This window comes from Lacticaseibacillus suihuaensis (assembly GCF_054785075.1).
The window spans coordinates 256933-275395 of sequence record NZ_BAAGBJ010000001.1 but is presented as its reverse complement, the minus strand read 5'-3'; the positions used below and the strand labels follow the sequence as shown (position 1 = coordinate 275395).

20 protein-coding genes and 1 riboswitch are annotated in these 18463 nt (G+C 60.7%); of the genes, 19 read left to right on the top strand and 1 reads right to left on the bottom strand.

All coding sequences use genetic code 11. The features are described 5' to 3' along the window. Positions 1–80: 80 nt before the first annotated feature. The 12 genes from pfkA to ACYVRZ_RS01175 all read left to right on the top strand — a co-directional run bounded on the left by pfkA (position 81) and on the right by ACYVRZ_RS01175 (position 10993). Positions 81–1040 (top strand): 6-phosphofructokinase, encoded by a 960-nt coding sequence (pfkA, locus tag ACYVRZ_RS01230; RefSeq protein WP_461224534.1) that lies wholly within the window; start codon positions 81–83, stop codon positions 1038–1040. A gap of 59 nt (positions 1041–1099) precedes the next feature. Next, positions 1100–2866 carry a pyruvate kinase gene (pyk, locus tag ACYVRZ_RS01225; RefSeq protein WP_461224098.1) on the top strand — a complete coding sequence of 589 codons (1767 nt, stop codon included), beginning with the start codon at positions 1100–1102 and terminating at the stop codon, positions 2864–2866. A 119-nt stretch (positions 2867–2985) separates the two neighbouring features. Continuing rightward, on the top strand, positions 2986–3147 hold the full coding sequence (locus ACYVRZ_RS01220) for a hypothetical protein (RefSeq protein WP_461224096.1): 162 nt from the start codon (positions 2986–2988) through the stop codon (positions 3145–3147). A 203-nt stretch (positions 3148–3350) separates the two neighbouring features. Next, on the top strand, positions 3351–5162 hold the full coding sequence (locus tag ACYVRZ_RS01215) for an EAL domain-containing protein (protein WP_461224094.1): 1812 nt from the start codon (positions 3351–3353) through the stop codon (positions 5160–5162). Positions 5163–5276: 114 nt separating this feature from the next. Next, a complete protein-coding gene (locus ACYVRZ_RS01210; protein ID WP_262314564.1) occupies positions 5277–5738 on the top strand; it encodes a DUF441 domain-containing protein in 462 nt (153 codons plus the stop codon). A 45-nt stretch (positions 5739–5783) separates the two neighbouring features. Then, positions 5784–6635 (top strand): CvfB family protein, encoded by an 852-nt coding sequence (locus ACYVRZ_RS01205; protein ID WP_461224092.1) that lies wholly within the window; start codon positions 5784–5786, stop codon positions 6633–6635. 9 nt (positions 6636–6644) lie between these two features. Then, positions 6645–7529 carry a site-specific tyrosine recombinase XerD gene (gene xerD / locus ACYVRZ_RS01200; protein WP_461224090.1) on the top strand — a complete coding sequence of 295 codons (885 nt, stop codon included), beginning with the start codon at positions 6645–6647 and terminating at the stop codon, positions 7527–7529. Between the two features lie 114 nt (positions 7530–7643). Beyond that, positions 7644–8036, top strand: coding sequence for an N-acetyltransferase (locus ACYVRZ_RS01195; RefSeq protein ID WP_461224088.1), 393 nt, complete (start codon positions 7644–7646; stop codon positions 8034–8036). Continuing rightward, the gene (locus tag ACYVRZ_RS01190) at positions 8011–8736 is read left to right on the top strand and encodes a segregation and condensation protein A (protein ID WP_461224086.1); all 726 of its coding nucleotides are present in this window, start codon (positions 8011–8013) and stop codon (positions 8734–8736) included. The genes ACYVRZ_RS01195 and ACYVRZ_RS01190 overlap by 26 nt, the downstream gene beginning before the upstream one ends. Next, the gene (scpB, locus tag ACYVRZ_RS01185) at positions 8736–9317 is read left to right on the top strand and encodes an SMC-Scp complex subunit ScpB (RefSeq protein ID WP_461224084.1); all 582 of its coding nucleotides are present in this window, start codon (positions 8736–8738) and stop codon (positions 9315–9317) included. Before ACYVRZ_RS01190 ends, scpB begins: the two co-directional genes overlap by 1 nt. Next, positions 9310–10137 (top strand): pseudouridine synthase, encoded by an 828-nt coding sequence (locus ACYVRZ_RS01180; RefSeq protein ID WP_461224082.1) that lies wholly within the window; start codon positions 9310–9312, stop codon positions 10135–10137. Before scpB ends, ACYVRZ_RS01180 begins: the two co-directional genes overlap by 8 nt. Positions 10138–10187: 50 nt before the next feature. Then, positions 10188–10308: riboswitch (FMN riboswitch) on the top strand. 94 nt (positions 10309–10402) lie between these two features. Continuing rightward, a complete protein-coding gene (locus ACYVRZ_RS01175; protein WP_461224080.1) occupies positions 10403–10993 on the top strand; it encodes an ECF transporter S component in 591 nt (196 codons plus the stop codon). Positions 10994–11058: 65 nt separating this feature from the next. Here the strand turns inward: ACYVRZ_RS01175 and ACYVRZ_RS01170 are convergent, their stop codons facing one another. Further along, on the bottom strand, positions 11059–11295 hold the full coding sequence (locus ACYVRZ_RS01170; RefSeq protein WP_461224078.1) for a ferredoxin: 237 nt from the start codon (positions 11293–11295) through the stop codon (positions 11059–11061). Positions 11296–11325: 30 nt separating this feature from the next. Here ACYVRZ_RS01170 and ACYVRZ_RS01165 point away from each other — a divergent pair, with 30 nt between their 5' ends. From ACYVRZ_RS01165 to ACYVRZ_RS01135, 7 genes are all read left to right on the top strand, one after another. Beyond that, the gene (locus ACYVRZ_RS01165; RefSeq protein ID WP_461224076.1) at positions 11326–12309 is read left to right on the top strand and encodes a YpbB family protein; all 984 of its coding nucleotides are present in this window, start codon (positions 11326–11328) and stop codon (positions 12307–12309) included. After that, positions 12302–13717, top strand: a complete 1416-nt coding sequence (locus ACYVRZ_RS01160) for a RecQ family ATP-dependent DNA helicase (protein ID WP_461224074.1) — start codon at positions 12302–12304, stop codon at positions 13715–13717. Before ACYVRZ_RS01165 ends, ACYVRZ_RS01160 begins: the two co-directional genes overlap by 8 nt. A 52-nt stretch (positions 13718–13769) precedes the next feature. Continuing rightward, positions 13770–14384 (top strand): LysM peptidoglycan-binding domain-containing protein, encoded by a 615-nt coding sequence (locus tag ACYVRZ_RS01155; RefSeq protein ID WP_461224072.1) that lies wholly within the window; start codon positions 13770–13772, stop codon positions 14382–14384. 61 nt (positions 14385–14445) lie between these two features. Further along, entirely contained in the window at positions 14446–15120 is a 675-nt protein-coding gene (gene cmk, locus ACYVRZ_RS01150; RefSeq protein ID WP_461224070.1) for a (d)CMP kinase, read from the top strand. A 70-nt stretch (positions 15121–15190) separates the two neighbouring features. Then, positions 15191–16468: a 30S ribosomal protein S1 gene (gene rpsA / locus ACYVRZ_RS01145; RefSeq protein ID WP_461224068.1), complete on the top strand. Its 1278-nt coding sequence runs from the start codon at positions 15191–15193 to the stop codon at positions 16466–16468. Positions 16469–16621: 153 nt separating this feature from the next. Beyond that, a complete protein-coding gene (gene der / locus ACYVRZ_RS01140; RefSeq protein ID WP_262314577.1) occupies positions 16622–17932 on the top strand; it encodes a ribosome biogenesis GTPase Der in 1311 nt (436 codons plus the stop codon). A 224-nt stretch (positions 17933–18156) separates the two neighbouring features. Further along, positions 18157–18432 (top strand): HU family DNA-binding protein, encoded by a 276-nt coding sequence (locus ACYVRZ_RS01135; RefSeq protein WP_225047286.1) that lies wholly within the window; start codon positions 18157–18159, stop codon positions 18430–18432. Positions 18433–18463: the final 31 nt, after the last annotated feature.

Sequence of the window (18463 nt, the reverse complement as noted above, 5' to 3'; positions counted from 1 at the left end):
TTTCTTTCTGAAAAGTGATATGCTTAACGAGTATTTGGGGGCCGTTATGGTCCTTAAAAGAAAACGCATGAGGTGAAATGATGAAACGCATTGGGATTATGACCAGTGGCGGCGACGCACCAGGCATGAACGCCGCAGTTCGTGCCGTTGCACGCAAGGCAATTACTGAAGGCCTCGAAGTCTACGGGATCAATTACGGTTTCGCAGGGCTGGTTGCCGGCGACATCTTCAAGATGGAAGCCGCAACGGTCAGCGACATGATTTCCCGTGGTGGCACGATGCTTTTCTCCGCGCGTTACCCTGAATTCGCGCAGGAAGAGACCCAGCTCAAAGGCATCGAACAGCTGAACAAGTTCGGCATCGATGCGCTGGTTGTCATCGGTGGCGACGGCTCCTACCATGGGGCACTGCGCCTGACCGAGCATGGTTACAATGCGATCGGCCTGCCTGGCACGATCGACAACGACATTCCTTACACCGACTTCACGATTGGCTTCGACACCGCGGTCAACACTGCGCTTGACGCCATCGACAAGCTGTCCGACACCGCCGCCTCCCACGAGCGCACCTTCGTGGTTGAGGTCATGGGTCGCGGCGCTGGTGACATTGCGCTGTGGGCCGGCGTTGCCGGTGGTGCCGCCGATGTCATCATTCCGGAACACGACTTCGACATCGAGGCCGTGGCCGCCAAGCTGAAGTCCAGCCGCGAACGCGGCCAAAAGCACGCGATCATCGTGCTGGCCGAAGGCGTGATGCACGCCGACGAATTCGCCGCCAAGCTCAACCAATACGGCGATTTTCAAACCCGGGCCACGGTGCTGGGCCACGTCCAGCGCGGCGGTAGCCCGACGGCCAAGGACCGCGTCTTGGCTTCCAAGATGGGGGCCTACGCCGTTGAACTGCTGATGCAGGGCAAGGGTGGTCTGGCCATCGGCATCCAAAACAACCAGTTGGTCAACCACGCGATGACCGACCTGTTCAACTCGAAGCACGAGACAGAGGTTTCCCTCTACAAGTTAGCGGAAGACCTGTCCTACTAATCTGTTAATTCTGACGTTAAAGTCGGTTTTAAAAAATTGTCAAAGGAGCGATTTCATACATGAAAAAGACCAAGATCGTTAGCACGCTTGGACCTGCAAGTAACACCACGGACATTATCGTAAAGCTGATCGAAGCGGGGGCTAACGTTTTCCGGTTCAACTTCTCCCACGGTGACCACGCCGAGCACCTTGAGCGCATGGGCATGGTTCACGAGGCCGAAAAGATCACCGGCAAGACAGTTGGTATCATGCTTGACACCAAGGGTGCGGAAATCCGCACCACGGTTCAGGCAACGCCTAACGGCAAGTTCGAAATGCACACCGGTGACGTGGTTCGTATCTCCATGGACGCCAGCCTTGAAGGCACGCCCGAGAAGATTGCGGTGACCTACCCGGGTCTGTACGACGACACGCATGTCGGCGGTCACGTTCTGTTTGACGACGGTCTGATCGATGTTTTGATCACCGAAAAGGATGAAGCACACCGCGAACTGGTCACCACCGTTCAAAACGATGGCGTTCTGGGCTCCCGCAAAGGGGTCAACGCACCAGGCGTTGCCATCAACCTGCCAGGGATCACCGAAAAGGATGCCGATGACATTCGCTTCGGCCTGGACAACGGCATCAACTTCATCGCCGCTTCCTTCGTTCGTAAGCCGCAAGACGTCTTGGATATTCGTGAACTGCTCGAAGAAAAGGATGCCCTGAACGTCCAAATCTTCCCGAAGATCGAATCCCAGGAAGGTATCGATAACTTCGACGACATCATCAAGGTCTCCGATGGCCTGATGGTGGCCCGTGGCGACATGGGTGTCGAGATTCCGTTCGAACACGTGCCGCTGGTGCAAAAAGCGCTGATCAAGAAGTGCAACGCGCTGGGCAAGCCGGTTATCACGGCCACTCAGATGCTGGACTCCATGCAGGAGAACCCACGCCCGACCCGTGCCGAAGTGAACGACGTGGCCAACGCCGTCTTCGATGGCACCGACGCGACGATGCTGTCCGGCGAATCCGCTAACGGCGAGTACCCAGTTGAATCCGTCGCTGCAATGGCGCGGATCGACGAGTACACCGAAAAGGCGATGCAGGATCAGGATGCCTTCGCGCTGAAGGCATACTCCAACGCCAACATCACCGAATCCGTCGGTCAGGCTGTTGCGCATACGGCCCGCAACCTGGGCGTCAAGACCATCGTGGCTGCGACCAAGTCCGGCTTCACGGCTCGCATGATTTCCAAGTACCGGCCAAAGGCTGACATCTTGGCGATCACCTTCGACGAAAAGACCCAGCGCGGTCTGATGATTAACTGGGGCGTTTACCCAATCATCGCCGAAGCACCGCAATCTACCGATGACATGTTCGACCTTGCGACCAAGAAGGCGCAGGAGTTGGGCTTCGCCGAAGAAGGCGACCTGATTCTGATCACCGCCGGCGTCCCGGTCGGTGAAACCGGCACGACCAACGTCATGAAGGTGCAATTGATCGGCTCCAAGCTGGTCGAAGGCTCCGGTGTCGGTGACGACTCCACCGTCGGTAAGGCGGTTATCGCCACCAACGCGCAGGAAGCCATCGCCAAGACCCAAAAGGGTGACATCCTGGTTGTGAAGACCACCGACAAGGACTACCTGCCGGCCATTGAAAAGGCCGCAGCGCTGGTCGTTGAAAACGGTGGCTTGACCAGCCACGCCGCGGTTGTCGGCATCGCCATGGGGATTCCTGTGGTGGTCGGTGCCAAGGGTGCCCTGGATGCCATCACCGATGGCCAGGTTATCACCGTGGACTCCCGTCGTGGGATCATCTACAAGGGTGCGACCAACGCGCTTTAAGCTTGATTGCATCACCCGCTTTGCTTCGGCAGAGCGGGTGTTTTTTTTTGCTTTGCCGGCGTCGTTGACCCCGCGGCCTTGGAGCTGATATGATTGAGCTAATGAGTGGGAGGTCGAACATGAAAAACTTACTGGCAGGGGGATTTCTTTTTGTCGGCGGTGCCATCATCATGACCACGACCCAGTTCGGACGGGTGGTGCCGATGATTGGGGCAGGCTGCGCTGTGCTCGGCGTGGGCATGCTGATCTATTTTCTCTTCAGCGATGACGGCAAGTACTGATGCCCTGAGAATCCGCGGTTGCTAAGGCGTGACCTTGGCAACCGCGTTTTTGGCATCGCTGGTTGAGGGGTCAATGCGAATTGGTCAGGCCAATCGAGGAAAATCCCGTTGCGCAGCGGTGCGGCTCTGCTATAATAATTGGGTTAAGGTGGCGAAGCAATGAGCCATTTCTCACTTTAATCCAATTCGCGGAGGTCGGATTCGTGTCAGGCACCATGATCGCATTGTCTTTTGGCATCACTTTCTTGTTAAGCGTTTTTCTCGCCGTCGGCATCACGTCTTTGATATACTGGGTCAACGACCGTGCGATTTCACCGTTCATCGTGTCGCACCGGCGCGGGTTGGTTCGCGCGATCAGCCTGAGCTTCCTGGCCGTGCTTTACGTGATTCAGGGGCTGCAGTTTCAGATCGATCCGGCGATGTCGGTGTTCGGCTACCACTGGGCCTTTTTGAACCTGATGTTGGTTTGCCTGTATGTGATCGTGGTGCAGGTTGGCGACCTTGTGACGTTTGGGGTGCAGGTCGTCGCCGCGGGTATGTATGTCTGGCGCTTTGCCACACCGCTGTCCGGCTGGGTGATCGGGGCTTATTTGGTTTGGCTGGCACTTTTGGTCGGGTGCTACTGGCAGCGCCAGCGGCTCCACGACTCGCGGCTTTTGGATCACCTGGCAATTCTCGCGGTTGGTGTCTGGGGCATCGGCACGATTTACCTGACCCAACCGCGCAGCTGGGACGGCTGGTGGTGGGGGCGCGAGCTGCTGGCCTATGCGCTGTTGTCTTTGGTCATCTGTGAGGCCAACCGGCTGATGCTGGCCACCGACGCCCGCACCGCCGACCTGCAGCGGGTCGCGGCCTACGAGCGGCTGACCGGCGACGCCGCGTTCTCCCGCGATCAAGCCAGCCTGGCGCGGCTGTTGGTTCGCGCCCAGGCGCAGGCGGTGAGCCTGACCGTGGTGGCGCTTGACGTTGACCGGTTCGGGGATTACAGCCGCAGTGTCGGCTTTTTGAGCGGCAACGTCGCCTTGGTTAAGTTCGCCGATGTGCTGAACGGGCTGATGGCCACCACCCCCAAGGGGTACTTCTTCCGCTCCGGCGGCGATGAGTTCACGCTGGCCCTTTTGGACGCCACCCCGCAAGAGACCGTGGCGTTAGTCGGACGCTGTCTGACCGCTGTGCGGGAGCTGCCGCTTGCGCTGGTTGCCTCGCCGGCCCCGCTGACGTTGTCGGCCGGGGTGGCGGTGGCAGACAGCCACGACGACAGCATCAATGCAGTCCTCAAGCGAGCGGATGACTTCCTGCGGCTGAGCAAAAATCACGGCCGCGACCGGATGTTCGGCGACGGGGTGGCGACGCCCGGCCAGGCGCCGCGGCTCGCCTTTTTCGCCCAGGGCATTCAGGCCGCGGCGACCGCGGAGGCCACGGCATGGGGGGCGGAGCTCCTGCTGCGGGAGTACGACCAGACGGCGGCGCGGTGGCAGCTGCCCAAGCGTTTCGACATCAGCGTCGAACAGCAGATTGCCTTGATTGCGACAGCCTTGAGGCACACCGCTGTGCCGCGGGTCACCCTCAACCTGACGTTGGGTCAGTTCTCGGACCCCGCGACGGCCGACGCCTTGGCTGGGTTCGCCACTGCGCCGTACGGCCCGGGTGAGCTGATTGTTGAGATCACCACGGTGCCGGATCTCAACACCATCCGGCGCGTGACGGCGCGTTACCGCAACGCTGGCATCCGGGTGTTCATCGACGATGTCGGTTCCGATAACAGCTATGAGCTGGTGCAGCGCATTCTGCCGTACATCGACGGGGTGAAGTTCGCGATGCAAAACCTCAGGCGGCAGGAGTCGCTGCCGCGCATCCGCGAACGGGTTGCGTTTTGGGCCGCGGTGGCGCAAAAGGCCGCAATCACCTTCGTGCTGGAAGGGGTCGAAACCGCCGCGGATGTTCAGTACGGCCAGCAGCTCGGCGTCGCGTACTTTCAGGGATACTTCTTTGGCAAGCCGGCGTTGCCGGTGTGAGCTAGGCGCAGCGGTCACCAGAAGGTGGCCGCTTTTGTGGTGTCGTGCGACCGGCGGTTGCTTTTTTATGTTAACTCCGCTACACTGTTACAAGACTAAACACGGAGGTCGAACATGGAGAGTTGGTTGTTTCTACTGGCGGTGCTCGCCATCGCGGCGCTGGCGAAGAATCAGGCCCTTTTGATCGGGGTTGGCTTTGTACTGGTGCTGAAGCTGGTCCCGGCCTTTCATCCGTTCTTGAAGCTGCTGCAGGCTCAAGGCATCAACTGGGGGGTCACGGTGATTTCCGCGGCCATCATGGTGCCGATCGCCACCGGTGACATCGGGGTCAAGGAGCTGATGCGGGTAATGAAAAGCCCGGCCGGCTGGATCGCCATCGCGATGGGGGTGCTGGTCGCGGTGCTGTCGGCCAAGGGGGTCGGCCTGCTGGCGCAAAGCCCGGAGATGACCGTCGCCCTGGTGTTCGGCACGATTCTGGGCGTGGTGCTGTTGCGCGGCATCGCGGCGGGGCCGGTGATTGCCAGCGGCATGACCTACGTGATTTTGACGGTGTTCAACCTGATTCCGGGCAAGTGACACATCATATATAGAAGCAATGTGCATGGCACAAAAGGAGCAAACATGAACTTTAACGGGCAAATCGTCACCGCCACGGTGACGGACAGCAATGACACACAGGTCTTCGCCCAGTACGACGGGGTGACCATGGCAATCGATCGCACCGAGTTCGAGGAACTGCCGGCAGTCGGTACCACGGTGTCCGGTTTTGCCTACGAGAACACGCACGGCGCCGCCCGACTGACCACCAAGCTGCCCAAGGTCGGGCACGACCACTACGCCTTCGGCACGGTGGTTGAGGTGCGGCGCGACCTCGGCGTCTTCGTCAACATCGGGCTGCCGGACAAGGACATTGTCGTGTCCCTGGACCAGCTGCCGGAGTTGACTCGGCTGTGGCCCAACCGTGGTGACCGCCTGATGGTGCAGCTGATGATCGACAAGAAGCACCGGTTGTGGGGGAGCCTGGCGGATGAGTCGATCATCCGCGCGGTGGCCAACCGCGCCAAGCCGGAGCTGATGAACCAAGATGTCACCGCCACGGTGTACCGCCTCAAGATGGCCGGTACCCATGTGCTGACCGATGATTTTTACTTGGGCTTCATTCACCCGGCGGAACGCGACGTGGAGCCGCGGCTGGGCGAGGTCGTGCATGCCCGGGTGATCGGCGTGAAGGACGGCGAGCTGAACCTGTCGCTCAAGCCTCGCGCCTTTGAGGCGATCGACGACGATGCCGGCATGGTGCTGGCGGTCTTAGAGCACAGCCAGGACCACCGGATGCCGTTCACGGACAAAAGCGATCCCGAGGCGATCAAGCAGGAGTTCGGCATCAGCAAGGCCGCGTTCAAACGCGCGTTGGGCCACCTGATGAAGGCCAAGAAAATTCGCCAGCACGACGGTGTCACCGAACTGTTGTAGGAGGTTACCTTGGACGAGCTGATTGCGGATTTCATTCATTACCTCGACGTCGAGCGCGGCCTGGCCAAGACGACGCAGGTCAGCTACCGCCAGGACCTGCGGGAGTTTCAGGCGTGGCTTGAGCAAAGCGCCCAGCTGGACGCGTTTCCCAGCGAGCTGACGGTGATTCAGGCCTTCTTAGGGGACCAAAACGCGCAAAAGGCGCCGAGCTCGTTGAGTCGCATGATTTCGGCCATGCGGCGCTTTTACCGCTATCTGCTCAAGGAAGCGGTGGTGGCGGCCGACCCGATGGTTTTGATCGACTCGCCCAAGCCGGCCCAGCACCTGCCGGCGACGCTGTCGAACACCGAAATCGACCGGCTGATGGCCGCCCCCGACCTGGGCAAGCCTTTGGGGCTGCGTGACCGCGCGATTTTTGAGCTGATGTACGCCACCGGGCTGCGGGTGTCCGAGGTGGTCAACCTGCGGCTGGACCAGCTGCACCTGAGCATGAATCTGATTCAGGTGACCGGGAAGGGCGACAAGGAGCGCATTGTGCCGATCAGCACCCAGGCCGCCGGCTGGGTACAGCGTTACCTGCAAGACGCCAGGCCGAACCTGACGGCCAAGACCCGGCCGGCAACGGTGTTCGTGAACTTCCACGGCCGGCCGCTGACGCGCCAAGGTATCTGGAAGAACCTCAAGGCCTACATCGCGGCGCTTGGCATCAAGAAGAACGTGACGCCACACACGCTGCGCCACAGCTTTGCCACGCACCTGCTGGAGAACGGCGCGGATCTGCGCGTGGTCCAGGAGCTTTTGGGCCACAGTGACATCAGCACCACGCAGATTTACACCCACCTCAGCAACCACAAAATCGTCGCGGTGTACCACGAGACTCACCCGCGGGGTTGATGTGGCGTGGTTTAATCGGGACAGCGAATTTGCCCGGGGCCGGCGCCTGTGGTATCTTATCCAAGAAAGACGCTTGGTTCAATGGGCGACGGTAGACATCGTGTGGAGGGTACAATGCTGACGAAATACAAGAATGATTATTCCAAAATTGCGATGGGCTTCCTGTCCTTTGAGCCGGATCTGAAGGACATGGGTCACCTCAAGACGGAGCTTAAGCTTTACACCGAGGACAACGCGCATGTACTGTACCTCTACCGCGAGGCGGCCGGAGCGGACTTTGAAGGCGTGGTCGGGGTCGAGCTCGGTGACGACTTCGCCTTGGTCCGCCACCTGTCGCTGTCACCGGCCGTGCGGGATACGGCGACGCAGTACGCGGTGCTGGGCGACCTGGCCGCCTTGTACCCGGAGCGCCGGCTGATGGGGACGCTTGAAAACGCGCCTTTGGTCGCCGGGTTCAATCAGCAGAGAAAAGAGGCCGGCCATGCCGCTGACACTGGTCTTAGATGATTTTTCCGGGCCACTGGATCTTTTGTGGCACCTGATTCGCACCAACGAGGTCGACATTTACGATATTCCAATCGCCGCCATCACCAGCCAGTACCTGGACTACCTGCGCCACATGCAGGAGCTCAGGCTTGATGTGGCCGGCGATTATTTCGTGATGGCCGCAAGCCTGATGGCGCTCAAAAGCCAGATGCTGCTGCCGCAACCGGAGGCGCAAGACGAGCTGGCCGATGATTACGTCGACCCCCGCGCGGATCTGGTGTCGCAGCTGTTGACCTACCAGGTTTACCAAGAGGCCGCCGCCGGCTTCAAGGCGCTGGAACGCGCCCGGGCGAAGTCTTACGCCAAGGCCGAAACGCTGCCTGACGCCGATTTTCAGGTGCCGATGGCCCCCGGGGCGGTCAAGCTGCGCGATCTCACCCAGGCGATGGCCGCGGTGGTGGCCCGGCAGCTGGCGACGGCTCAGACCATCGCCCACATCGAGGCCGAACCGGTGTCCGTCACCGCGCGGCTCGGCGAGGTGATGCAAGACCTCGCCAAGTGGCACACCTGCCGCTTTGAGCGGCTGCTGCAAAAGCGGACGGTCGAAGGGGTGGTGACGACCTTCATGGCCATTTTGGAACTGATGAAAAACGCGCAGATTGTCTGCGAGCAGGCCGAGCCGTTCGCTCCAATCATTGTCACCCTGAAGGAGGCCGCCTGATGCAACCGGCGCTTGAAGCCATTTTGTACACCGCCGGTTCGGCCGGCGTCGCCTTGGACCAGTTCGCCCAGCTGTTGAACATCAGCCCGGCCGCGGCCCGGCAGCAGCTTGCCAACCTGTCCCAAAGCCTAGAGGACGACCCTAACCGCGGCTTGATGCTGCAGCAGGCCGACGACCGCTTCTTCCTGCTGACTAAGCCGGCGTTCGGCGACCTGCTGCACGCCTACTTCGCCGGACCGCCGGCGCAGGGGCTGTCGCAGGCGGCGCTTGAGGTGCTGGCGATTATCGCCTACCAGCAGCCGATTACCCGCATCGACATCGATGAGGTCCGCGGGGTCCAAAGCAGCGGGGCGCTGACCACGCTGGCGGCGCGGCGGCTGATTCAGGAGGCGGGGCGCAAGGAGGCGCCGGGGCGGCCGATTCTTTACGCCACCACGCCTTTTTTCCTCGATTACTTCGGGCTGACCACGCTTGACGACCTGCCGGCGCTTGAGGCGGCCCAGGCGCCGCAGGAGGTGGACCTGTTCGCCGATTTTGACGCGGTGCTGCCGGCAACTGACAAAGGAGAAACGGATGACTGAACTGAATGCTGAACGACTGCAAAAAGTGATTGCCAACGCCGGGGTGGCATCCCGGCGCCACGCCGAGGAACTGATCGCCACGGGTCACGTGATGGTCAACGGTGAGGTGGTCACCACCATGGGCGTGAAGGTCACGGCCAAAGACGAGATTCAAGTCGACGGGGTGCCGCTGAACAAGGAGAAGAAGCGCTACTTCCTGTTCTACAAGCCCCGCGGCGTGATCACCGCCGTGACTGACGACAAAAAACGCGCGGTGGTCACCGACTACTTCGCCGATGTGCGTGAGCACGTCTACCCGGTGGGGCGGTTGGACTACGATACCTCGGGCCTGCTCATCATGACCAACGACGGCGAGTTCGCCAACATGCTGATGCACCCGAGCTTCAAGGTCGACAAGAAGTACGTCGCCAAGGTCCAAGGCATTCCCACCCGGGCCCAGCTGATGCCGCTGCGCGACGGGCTGGTGGTCGAACACAAGAAGCTGGCCCCGGCTCGCTTCAACATCATGTCAAGCGACAAGGACAAGCAGACCGCGATTGTGTCCCTGACCATCCACCAAGGCATCAACCACCAGGTCAAGAAGATGTTTCAGACGCTGGGCTTTCCGGTGATGAAGCTGTCCCGCACCGAGTACGGCCCCTTGAACCTCGAAGGGCTGGTCTCCGGTGAGCACCGGCCGCTGCGCCAGGCGGAGCTGACGGCGTTGCGCGACATGGCCGCTGCCGCAAGTCCCGAGGCGCCGGCCCGGCGCAAGAAACCGGTGAGCCGCGAGGGCTGGGCCCAGGCGAAGCGCAAGCGTGAAACCGCTCGCAGAAAGTAGTTGACACGGCCGAACGGTTTGGTTACAATTAGTACGTAATTAAATAACTGGTTCGTCTTCAGGGGCAGGGTGCAATTCCCGACCGGTGGTGAAAGTCCACGACCCGCGGCAACGCGGCCGATCCGGTGTGATTCCGGAACCGATAGTATAGTCTAGATAAAGAAGATGGGGCTTATTTTGAATGCTGAAATTCAAGAGAAGACTCATTATCCCCGGGGGTAGTGGGTCTTTTTGCTCCTCTGAAGCAACCATTGGAGGAATTCTCATGTCCAGTTCCAAGTTGCACCGGTTAGTTGGCGTTGCGTTGTTGGCCGCGGTTGGGTTTGTGCTTCAGATGTTTCTGGAGTTCCCGATTCTGCCGGCCTTTCCATTCCTCAAGCTCGACTTGTCGGATCTGACCGTGCTGCTGGGTGGCCTGCTCTACGGGCCGGTCGGCGGCGTGATGACCGCCTTTGTTCGCAGCCTGCTGCACTATGTTCTGACCGGTGGCGGGGTGATCAACTTGGTCGGCGATGGCGCTTCCTTCATTGCCAGCGTCGGCTTCATGTGGCCGGTGGTCGCGATGATGAAAAACAAGAACTCGCTCGGCCGTCAGATCGGGGGCCTGGTTGCCGGCACCTTGAGCCTGACTCTGATCATGAGCGTCCTGAACTGGCTGGTGATTATGCCGATGTACCTGGCGGTGATGAACTTCAGCCTGGGGATGTCGACGCTCAAGTACGTGCTGATCGGCGTGGTGCCGTTCAACCTGATCAAGGGCGTGGTGGTCTCGGCCGTCTTCTTCGCCTTGGCCAAGGCGCTGATGCCATGGCTTGAAAAGCAACGCCGCGCCAGTCAGACGCCGCACCTGTCCTAAACCGCAGACATGAATAACGCCGCGCAAGACTTGCGCGGCGTTTTTGCGTCATTTGGGCGAAATGTTCAGTCGTGCGGCCAAGGCGTGTTGGCTCGCTTGATGGCGCCGGTCGGGCAGCCGCGGTAGGCTAGCTTGAAGGCGATTTGCTCACTGGCGTTCAGCGCGTGGGTGCCGGCGTTGTGGTCCGGAATCAGGCTGGCGATGCCTTCCGCGTCGTAGCTAAACAGGCGTGGGGCCAGCAGCTGGCAGCGGCCGCAGGCGATGCATGCGCTTTGATCCACTTTTCCGTAGTATAATGTCATCTTGAAGTCTCACTTTCTCGGGAGGTCGCCATGCTAGACGCGCTCATCATTCAGTTCTTTTCGGCCACGCCGCGGCGGCCGACCGCGGTTTACCTGCTGCTAATTGGGAAGAAAACCATCTCGGTGCTGTTTGCGGCGCTGCAGCACGACCAGCTGCAGTGGCTTCAGCTCTACCCTACGCTGGCCCGGACCGATTTTCAAGCCGCGGTCGCGCGGCTGGTGGCCCAAGGCGCCTTGCAAAAGACCGATTCGGGGCTGGTGCTGGCGCAACCGGCAGTGCAGCAGGCGGCCCAGCGTGAGTTGCCGCTGCCGGCGCATTACCGCGCCGACTGGGACCTTGAAGGCTTCGGACGGCGGCTGGTGCTGGCGGTGCAGGCGGTGTCTGAGGCCCGTTTTGGCAATCGGCGCTACCGCCCGGCGGCCGATGACTGGGCAACACAGCAGGCGGTGCGGCGCTGGTTTCAGGACAGACACGGCGACTGGTCCGGCGTGATTGGCGAGCTGACCGCGGCCTTCGCCGCGCTGCCTCAGGCGACCGCCGACCGGCTGGCCAGCCACCTGATCGGCCACGGATTCGTCGGCGGTGCCACCGCGGTCGGGCTTCAGGCGAGCCTCGAGTGGTGCGAGGCCCTCGGCCAGCTGGCGGCTGCGATTGCGGCTCACGCCGAGTGGCCGGCGCTTCAGGCGCTTTGGGGCGGGTCGCACAGCCTGCTGAGCGCCAGCAACCAGGCGGCCTGCGACCTGGCCGCCGCCGGGGTGGCACGGCCCGAGATCCAGGCGCGGCTGCGGCTGCGCGAAAGCACGGTCAACGAGCACCTGCTGGGCGCGACCATTCTGGGCTGGCGGCCGCCGTCAAGCCTCTTTGAACCGGCGCTTGCCGCGGCCTTTGACGCCTTGGCCCAGCCGCACGAGCAAGATTACCGCCGGCTTTTGGCGGCGGTGGCCGGGGCCGACTTCTTCCACGTTCGCATGTTTCAGATTCTGCAACTCCAAGGGAGGTGGCCGCATGCCTGAGTTGCGAGACGTCCTTCAACAGAACTTCGGCTATTCGGACTTTCGCCCCGGCCAACAGGCGGTGGTTGAGGCGGCCCTGGCGCATCGCGACGTGCTGGGGGTGCTCCCGACCGGCAGCGGTAAGACGCTGTGCTACCAGCTACCCAGCCGGCTGAACCCGGGGCTGGTCGTGGTGGTGTCGCCGCTGTTGGCCCTGATGGCCGATCAGGTGGCGCGGCTGCAGGCCGCCGGTGACAAGCGCGTGGTCGCGCTGTCCAGTCGGTTGAGCCCTCAAGACCACGCCTGGGTGTTGGCTCACTTGGAGGCGTACCACGTGGTGTTCATGGCGCCGGAGACGCTGTTGAAGCCGGCGGTGCTGACGAAGGTGGCGGCGCTTGGCGTTGCGCTGTTCGTGGTCGATGAGGCCCACTGCATCTCGGCGTGGGGGCCGGATTTTCGCCCGGCCTATCTTAAGCTCGGTGGGGCAATCGCGCGGATTCGCCCGGCCAGCACCATGGCGCTGACCGCAACGGCGCCGCGGCGCGTTCAGCAAGACATCGTGCAGGGGCTTGGGCTGCGCGACCCAGTCTTGGCTGTCGCGTCAGTCGATCGGCCTAACGTTTTTTTGGGTGTCGAGCAGGTGGCCAACTCCGATGCCAAGCGCCGGCGGCTGCTGGCGCTGGTGGCGGCCGTTGCCGGGCCGACCATTGTGTATTTTGACAGCAAGGCCCAGGCTGAGGCGACAAGCGCCGCCTTGGTGGCGGCCGGGGTGAAGGCTGCTTACTACCACGCGGGGCTTAACCCGGAGCAGCGGGACTTGATTCAACACCAATTCATGGGCGATCGCCTGCGCGTAATCTGCGCCACCAGCGCCTTTGGCATGGGTATCGATAAGAATGACGTGCGGCTGGTGGTGTACACGCATGTGCCGGAGTCGCTTGAGGCATACTCGCAAGGCATCGGTCGCGCCGGCCGCGACGGGGGCCTGGCGGTCAGCGTCGTGCTGGTGGCGCCGGGGGATCTGGCCCGGGCCGCCCAGTTCGCCGGCAGTCTGCCGGAAGCTGGGGTGATTCACACTGTCTTCAAGCACCCGGACGCCTATCAGGACTTCGACGATCCGCAGGTCAGCCTGATTCTGGCCTACATCAAGGCCGGCTTCAGCGAGGCGGCGGTGACGCAGCGCTTGGCGGCGCGGCTGACCGAGCGGGGTGAGGCGAGTGCGGCGATGGCCGCGTTTTTGACCACCACCGACTGTCACCGTGCGGCGCTGGTCGCGCATTTTGACGCCCCGGCCGTGGCCCATCACGCCCTGTGCTGCGGCCCCGTGACGCCAGCGGTGTTGCAGCAGGTGGCGCCGAGCGCTTCGCCGCGACCCCAACCGAGTGCTTGGCGGGAAATATTTGCCAATATCTTTAGAATCAAGCCTTAGTCACCGGGGCCTTCTATGTTACAATGGTGAAAGCTGAGTAAGGAGGATCGTTATGCCCAAAAAACAAGAAGACCCACAATCTAACGACCCAACCAAACCGTGGGCTAAGAAGTTCGAAGACGACCGCGACGACGACGGCAACCTGTCGCGTGTCGCCACGCGCCAAAAGCACCACGGCACCACGGTATTGACCTACGTGGTTTGGATCTTGATCGCCGCCTTCGTGATCGTGCCGATCACGATTTCCGCGATTTCACAGAATTCATCGGGCTCGGGCAACGACTCGATGCACATCACCGTGGAAAGCACGTCAAAGGCGACCACGTCAAGCAAGCAGAAGACCAAGAAAAAGGCCAGCTCGAGCAAAAGCGAAAGCAGCAAGCCGGCAAGTTCCAGCAGCAGCGAGCCGGCCAGTTCGAGCAGCAGCGTTGCCGCAAGCTCAAGCCAAAGCGCCAGCAGCGTCGCCACAAGCTCCAGCTCGGCGGCCAGCACCAGTTCTAGCAGTGCGGCCAGCTCGAGTTCAACCACCGCTTCCGGGAGCTACACGGTGCAGGCGGGGGACAACCCTTACCGGATTGCCAAGAACCACGGCATGACGCTGGCCGAGTTCTACGCCCTCAACGGCCAGGGAACGCTGGTCCCAGGTCAATCGGTCAAAGTTAAGTGAGCAAACGTTGAGCCGGGAACGGCTCAATTTTTGTGCCAAGCACGAAAGGGAGAATTGTGAGATGCAAATTGCAATCGACGGGCCTGCGGGTTCCGGGAAAAGCACCATCGCCAAGCTGGTCGCCTCAAAGCTGGGCTTCATCTACTGCGACACCGGCGCGATGTACCGCACGGCCACGGTGATGGCCACGCGCCTGGGGCTTGATTACGGCGACGAGGCCGCGATCATGGCCCACCTCAAGGATCTGACCATCACCTTCAAGCCGACGCCGGACGGTCAGCTGGTTTTCATGGACGGTGAGGACGTGACGCTGGCGATTCGCGAGCCGATCACGACCAACAATGTCAGCCAGGTGTCGGCGCTGCCGCAGGTTCGCACCGAAATGGTGGCGCGGCAGCGTGCCATTGCCGAGTCCGAAGACATCGTGATGGATGGCCGCGACATCGGGACCACGGTGCTACCACGCGCCGAGCTCAAGATTTTCATGGTAGCCAGCGTGGCGGAACGCGCCAAGCGCCGCCACAAGGAAAACGTTGAAAAAGGCATCGACACGCCGCTTGACGTGCTGGAACACGAGATTCAAGAGCGCGACCGCAAGGACTCCACTCGGGCCATCAGTCCGTTGCGCGAGGCCGAAGACGCGGTGCGAATCGACTCCAGCGCGATGACCATCGACGAAGAGGTGGCGGAGATTCTGAAACTCGCCGCAGAAAAACGTCGCGAGCAACGCAAATAAAGTTGGTAATTTCCGGCTGTGTTAGGTACAATAGACTTTGTATGACAGTCGTATAGGAGGATTTTTTGGCATGAGTGAAAACACTGCAGCAAACGAGAACGCCCAAACGATGGCGGACGCCTTGAAAGAGGTCGAAACCGTCCACATTGGGGACACCGTAAAAGGTGAAGTATTAGCCGTTGAGGACAAGCAACTGATCGTTGGGATCGAGGGCACCGGGGTTGAAGGTGTCGTTCCTCTGAAAGAATTATCTGCTCAGCCAGTCGATGACATTCGGGCAGTTGCTAAAGTCGGCGACGAGATTGACCTGGTCGTGATTTCCACGATCGGCAAGGACAAGGAGAACGGGCAGTACCTGCTTTCCAAGAAGCGCCTTGAAGCACAGAAGATCTGGAAGGACATCCAGGCCAAGCAGGAAGCCGGCGAGACCATCACCGCGCCAGTTTCCTCCGTCGTTAAGGGCGGCCTTGTTGTCAGCGCCGGGGTGCGTGGCTTCGTGCCAGCCTCCATGGTGGCCGACCACTTCGTCGAAGACCTGTCCCAGTACAAGGGCCAGACGCTGGAATTCAAGATTGTTGAAGTTGAGCCTAACGACAACCGTCTGATTCTTTCCCACCGTGCCATTGTTGAAGCCAACAAGAAGGAAGCTCGTCAGGAAATCTTCGCGAAGATTCAGCCTGGTGATGTGGTCGAGGGCAAGGTTGCCCGTCTGACCAACTTCGGTGCCTTCGTTGACCTTGGCGGCGTTGACGGTCTGGTTCACGTGTCCGAAATCGCCTTTGACCACGTTGACAAGCCAAGCGACGTGCTCAAGGTCGGCCAAGACGTCAAGGTCAAAGTCCTTGCCGTTGACCCGGATCGCGATCGCATCTCCCTGTCCATCAAGGCAACCCTGCCACAGCCTTGGGATGACATCGAAGACCGTGCCCCAGAAGGCGCCGTTCTCACCGGGACCGTGCGTCGTCTGACGTCCTTCGGTGCGTTCGTTGAAGTGTTCCCTGGCGTTGAAGGCCTGGTTCACATCTCCCAGATTTCCCACGAACACATCGGTACGCCGAACGAAGTGCTCAAGGAAGGCCAATCTGTTGACGTCAAGGTCCTGTCCGTCGACCCAGAGCAGCACCGTCTGGCTCTGTCGATCAAGGCCCTGCAGGAGCGTCCGGAAGGCATGAGCGAAGAGCGTCCTAGCCGTGGTAACAACAACCGCGGCAATGGCGATCGTCCTCGTCGCAACAACCGTCGTGAAGAACACACCGCAATCCCGGCTGAATACCAGCAGGATGATTCCGGCTTCTCCATGAGCGACTTGCTTGGTGACGCCCTCAAGGACTTCAACAACAAAGACTAAGCTTTGACCTCTGGCGGGGGCGTGACGGCGGTCACGCCCTCGTTGTTGTGTCTTGGCGTTTTTTCAAAACGCGTTCCCGATCGCTGCGTGCAGTGGGAGACGCAAGCCTTGGCTCGCTCAACGGGCCCTGCACGCATGAAAGGAAGTGACGCAATGGTACTGCCAACATTAGCCATCGTCGGCCGGCCGAACGTCGGCAAGTCGACCATCTTCAACCGGATTCTCGGCGAACGGGTGTCGATTGTCGAAGACACCCCCGGGGTCACCCGTGACCGCATCTACGGTAAGGCGGAGTGGCTGGGCAAGGAGTTCGCCCTGATCGATACCGGTGGGATCGACATGGGCGATCAGCCGTTTTTGACCCAGATTACCCAGCAGGCCGAGGTCGCCATCGATGAGGCCGACGTGATCCTGTTTTTGACCAGCGTCGAGGCCGGGGTCACCGAGGCCGACGAGAAGGTCGCCCAGATCCTGTACCGCGCGGATAAGCCGGTGGTGCTGGCCGTCAACAAGGTCGACAACCCGGAACGCCGCAACGACATCTACGACTTCTACTCGCTGGGGTTCGGCGAGCCGTACCCGCTGTCTGGGACCCATGGCATCGGCCTGGGTGATGCGCTGGACGCGGTGTTCGCCGCGTTCCCAGACGAAGGGACGGACGTCGAGGACGACAGCATCAAGTTCTCGTTCATCGGCCGGCCCAACGTCGGCAAGTCTAGCTTGGTCAACGCGATCCTCGGCACCGAGCGGGTGATCGTGTCCGACATCGAAGGCACCACGCGCGATGCGATCGACACCAAGTTCGAACACGGCGGCCAGGAGTTCACGATGATCGACACCGCCGGCATCCGCAAGCGCGGCAAGGTCTACGAAAGCACGGAGAAGTACGCCGTGATGCGGGCCCTTCGCGCGATCGACCGCTCGGATGTCGTCTTGGTCGTGCTGAACGCCGAGGAAGGCATTCGCGAGCAGGACAAAAAGGTCGCAGGCTACGCCCATGAGGCCGGCCGCGGCGTGATCATCGTGGTCAACAAGTGGGACACGCTCAAGGAGAAGGATAACCACACCCTGCAGGAGTTCGAGGCCCACATTCGCGCCGAATTCCAGTACCTGGACTACGCGCCGATCGTGTTCGTCTCGGCCAAGACCAAGCAGCGCCTCCGCAACCTGCCGGCGATGATCGAGACGGTTTCTGAAAACCAGAACCGGCGCATCCAAAGCGCGGTGCTCAACGACGTGCTGATGGACGCCTTGGCGGTCACGCCGACGCCGACGATAAATGGCAAGCGCTTGAGAATCTACTACATGACTCAAGTGGCGGTAAAACCGCCTACCTTCGTGGTTTTCGTGAACGATCCGGACCTGTTGCACTTCTCTTATGAGCGTTTTCTCATCAATCAGCTACGCAAGACCTTCGACTTCGAGGGGACGCCGATTCACCTGCTGGCCCGCAGTCGCAAATAGGCGTCGCGCCGGGGTTTGGCCGCGGTCGCAACTTTTCAATCGAATTTTTCAATGGGTTGCGATTCAACGCTAAATTTTAGCCAAAAAGGTTGATACGGCGGGGTTTGTGTGATAAATTTAGGATTGAAATAGTGATACGGGTTTATCATTGTTTCCTCATTCTTGGGGAATCCCCGAATGGGTCGTTTGGGCTTCGGCCTAAATAAATACGGAGGTGAAAGATCATGGCAAACAAAGCAGAATTGATCGAAAGCGTTTCTGGTACGACTGGCTTGACCAAGAAGGATGCAACTGCCGCTGTTGATGCAGTGTTCAGTTCCATTCAAGACGCTCTGGCAAAGGGCGACAAGGTTCAACTGATCGGCTTTGGTAACTTCGAAGTTCGCGAACGCGCTGCTCGCAAGGGCCGCAACCCGCAAACCGGTGCAGAAATCGAGATCCCAGCATCGAAAGTTCCTGCATTCAAGCCAGGTAAGGCACTCAAGGACGCTGTCAAGTAGTCTCTTGAACCTACTGGGGCATAAGGGGCCG

Excerpts from the sequence above, each read along its gene's own strand:
- ACYVRZ_RS01210 (WP_262314564.1), top strand. The coding sequence starts at position 5,277 with ATGGAGAGTTGGTTGTTTCTACTGGCGGTGCTCGCCATCGCGGCGCTG.
- ACYVRZ_RS01190 (WP_461224086.1), top strand. The coding sequence starts at position 8,011 with ATGCCGCTGACACTGGTCTTAGATGATTTTTCCGGGCCACTGGATCTT.
- der (WP_262314577.1), top strand. The coding sequence starts at position 16,622 with ATGGTACTGCCAACATTAGCCATCGTCGGCCGGCCGAACGTCGGCAAG.
- ACYVRZ_RS01155 (WP_461224072.1), top strand. The coding sequence starts at position 13,770 with ATGCCCAAAAAACAAGAAGACCCACAATCTAACGACCCAACCAAACCG.
- ACYVRZ_RS01195 (WP_461224088.1), top strand. The coding sequence starts at position 7,644 with ATGCTGACGAAATACAAGAATGATTATTCCAAAATTGCGATGGGCTTC.
- cmk (WP_461224070.1), top strand. The coding sequence starts at position 14,446 with ATGCAAATTGCAATCGACGGGCCTGCGGGTTCCGGGAAAAGCACCATC.
- ACYVRZ_RS01165 (WP_461224076.1), top strand. The coding sequence starts at position 11,326 with ATGCTAGACGCGCTCATCATTCAGTTCTTTTCGGCCACGCCGCGGCGG.
- ACYVRZ_RS01175 (WP_461224080.1), top strand. The coding sequence starts at position 10,403 with ATGTCCAGTTCCAAGTTGCACCGGTTAGTTGGCGTTGCGTTGTTGGCC.
- ACYVRZ_RS01160 (WP_461224074.1), top strand. The coding sequence starts at position 12,302 with ATGCCTGAGTTGCGAGACGTCCTTCAACAGAACTTCGGCTATTCGGAC.
- pyk (WP_461224098.1), top strand. The coding sequence starts at position 1,100 with ATGAAAAAGACCAAGATCGTTAGCACGCTTGGACCTGCAAGTAACACC.
- ACYVRZ_RS01220 (WP_461224096.1), top strand. The coding sequence starts at position 2,986 with ATGAAAAACTTACTGGCAGGGGGATTTCTTTTTGTCGGCGGTGCCATC.
- ACYVRZ_RS01180 (WP_461224082.1), top strand. The coding sequence starts at position 9,310 with ATGACTGAACTGAATGCTGAACGACTGCAAAAAGTGATTGCCAACGCC.
- scpB (WP_461224084.1), top strand. The coding sequence starts at position 8,736 with ATGCAACCGGCGCTTGAAGCCATTTTGTACACCGCCGGTTCGGCCGGC.
- ACYVRZ_RS01205 (WP_461224092.1), top strand. The coding sequence starts at position 5,784 with ATGAACTTTAACGGGCAAATCGTCACCGCCACGGTGACGGACAGCAAT.
- ACYVRZ_RS01170 (WP_461224078.1), bottom strand. The coding sequence starts at position 11,295 with ATGACATTATACTACGGAAAAGTGGATCAAAGCGCATGCATCGCCTGC.
- rpsA (WP_461224068.1), top strand. The coding sequence starts at position 15,191 with ATGAGTGAAAACACTGCAGCAAACGAGAACGCCCAAACGATGGCGGAC.
- ACYVRZ_RS01135 (WP_225047286.1), top strand. The coding sequence starts at position 18,157 with ATGGCAAACAAAGCAGAATTGATCGAAAGCGTTTCTGGTACGACTGGC.
- pfkA (WP_461224534.1), top strand. The coding sequence starts at position 81 with ATGAAACGCATTGGGATTATGACCAGTGGCGGCGACGCACCAGGCATG.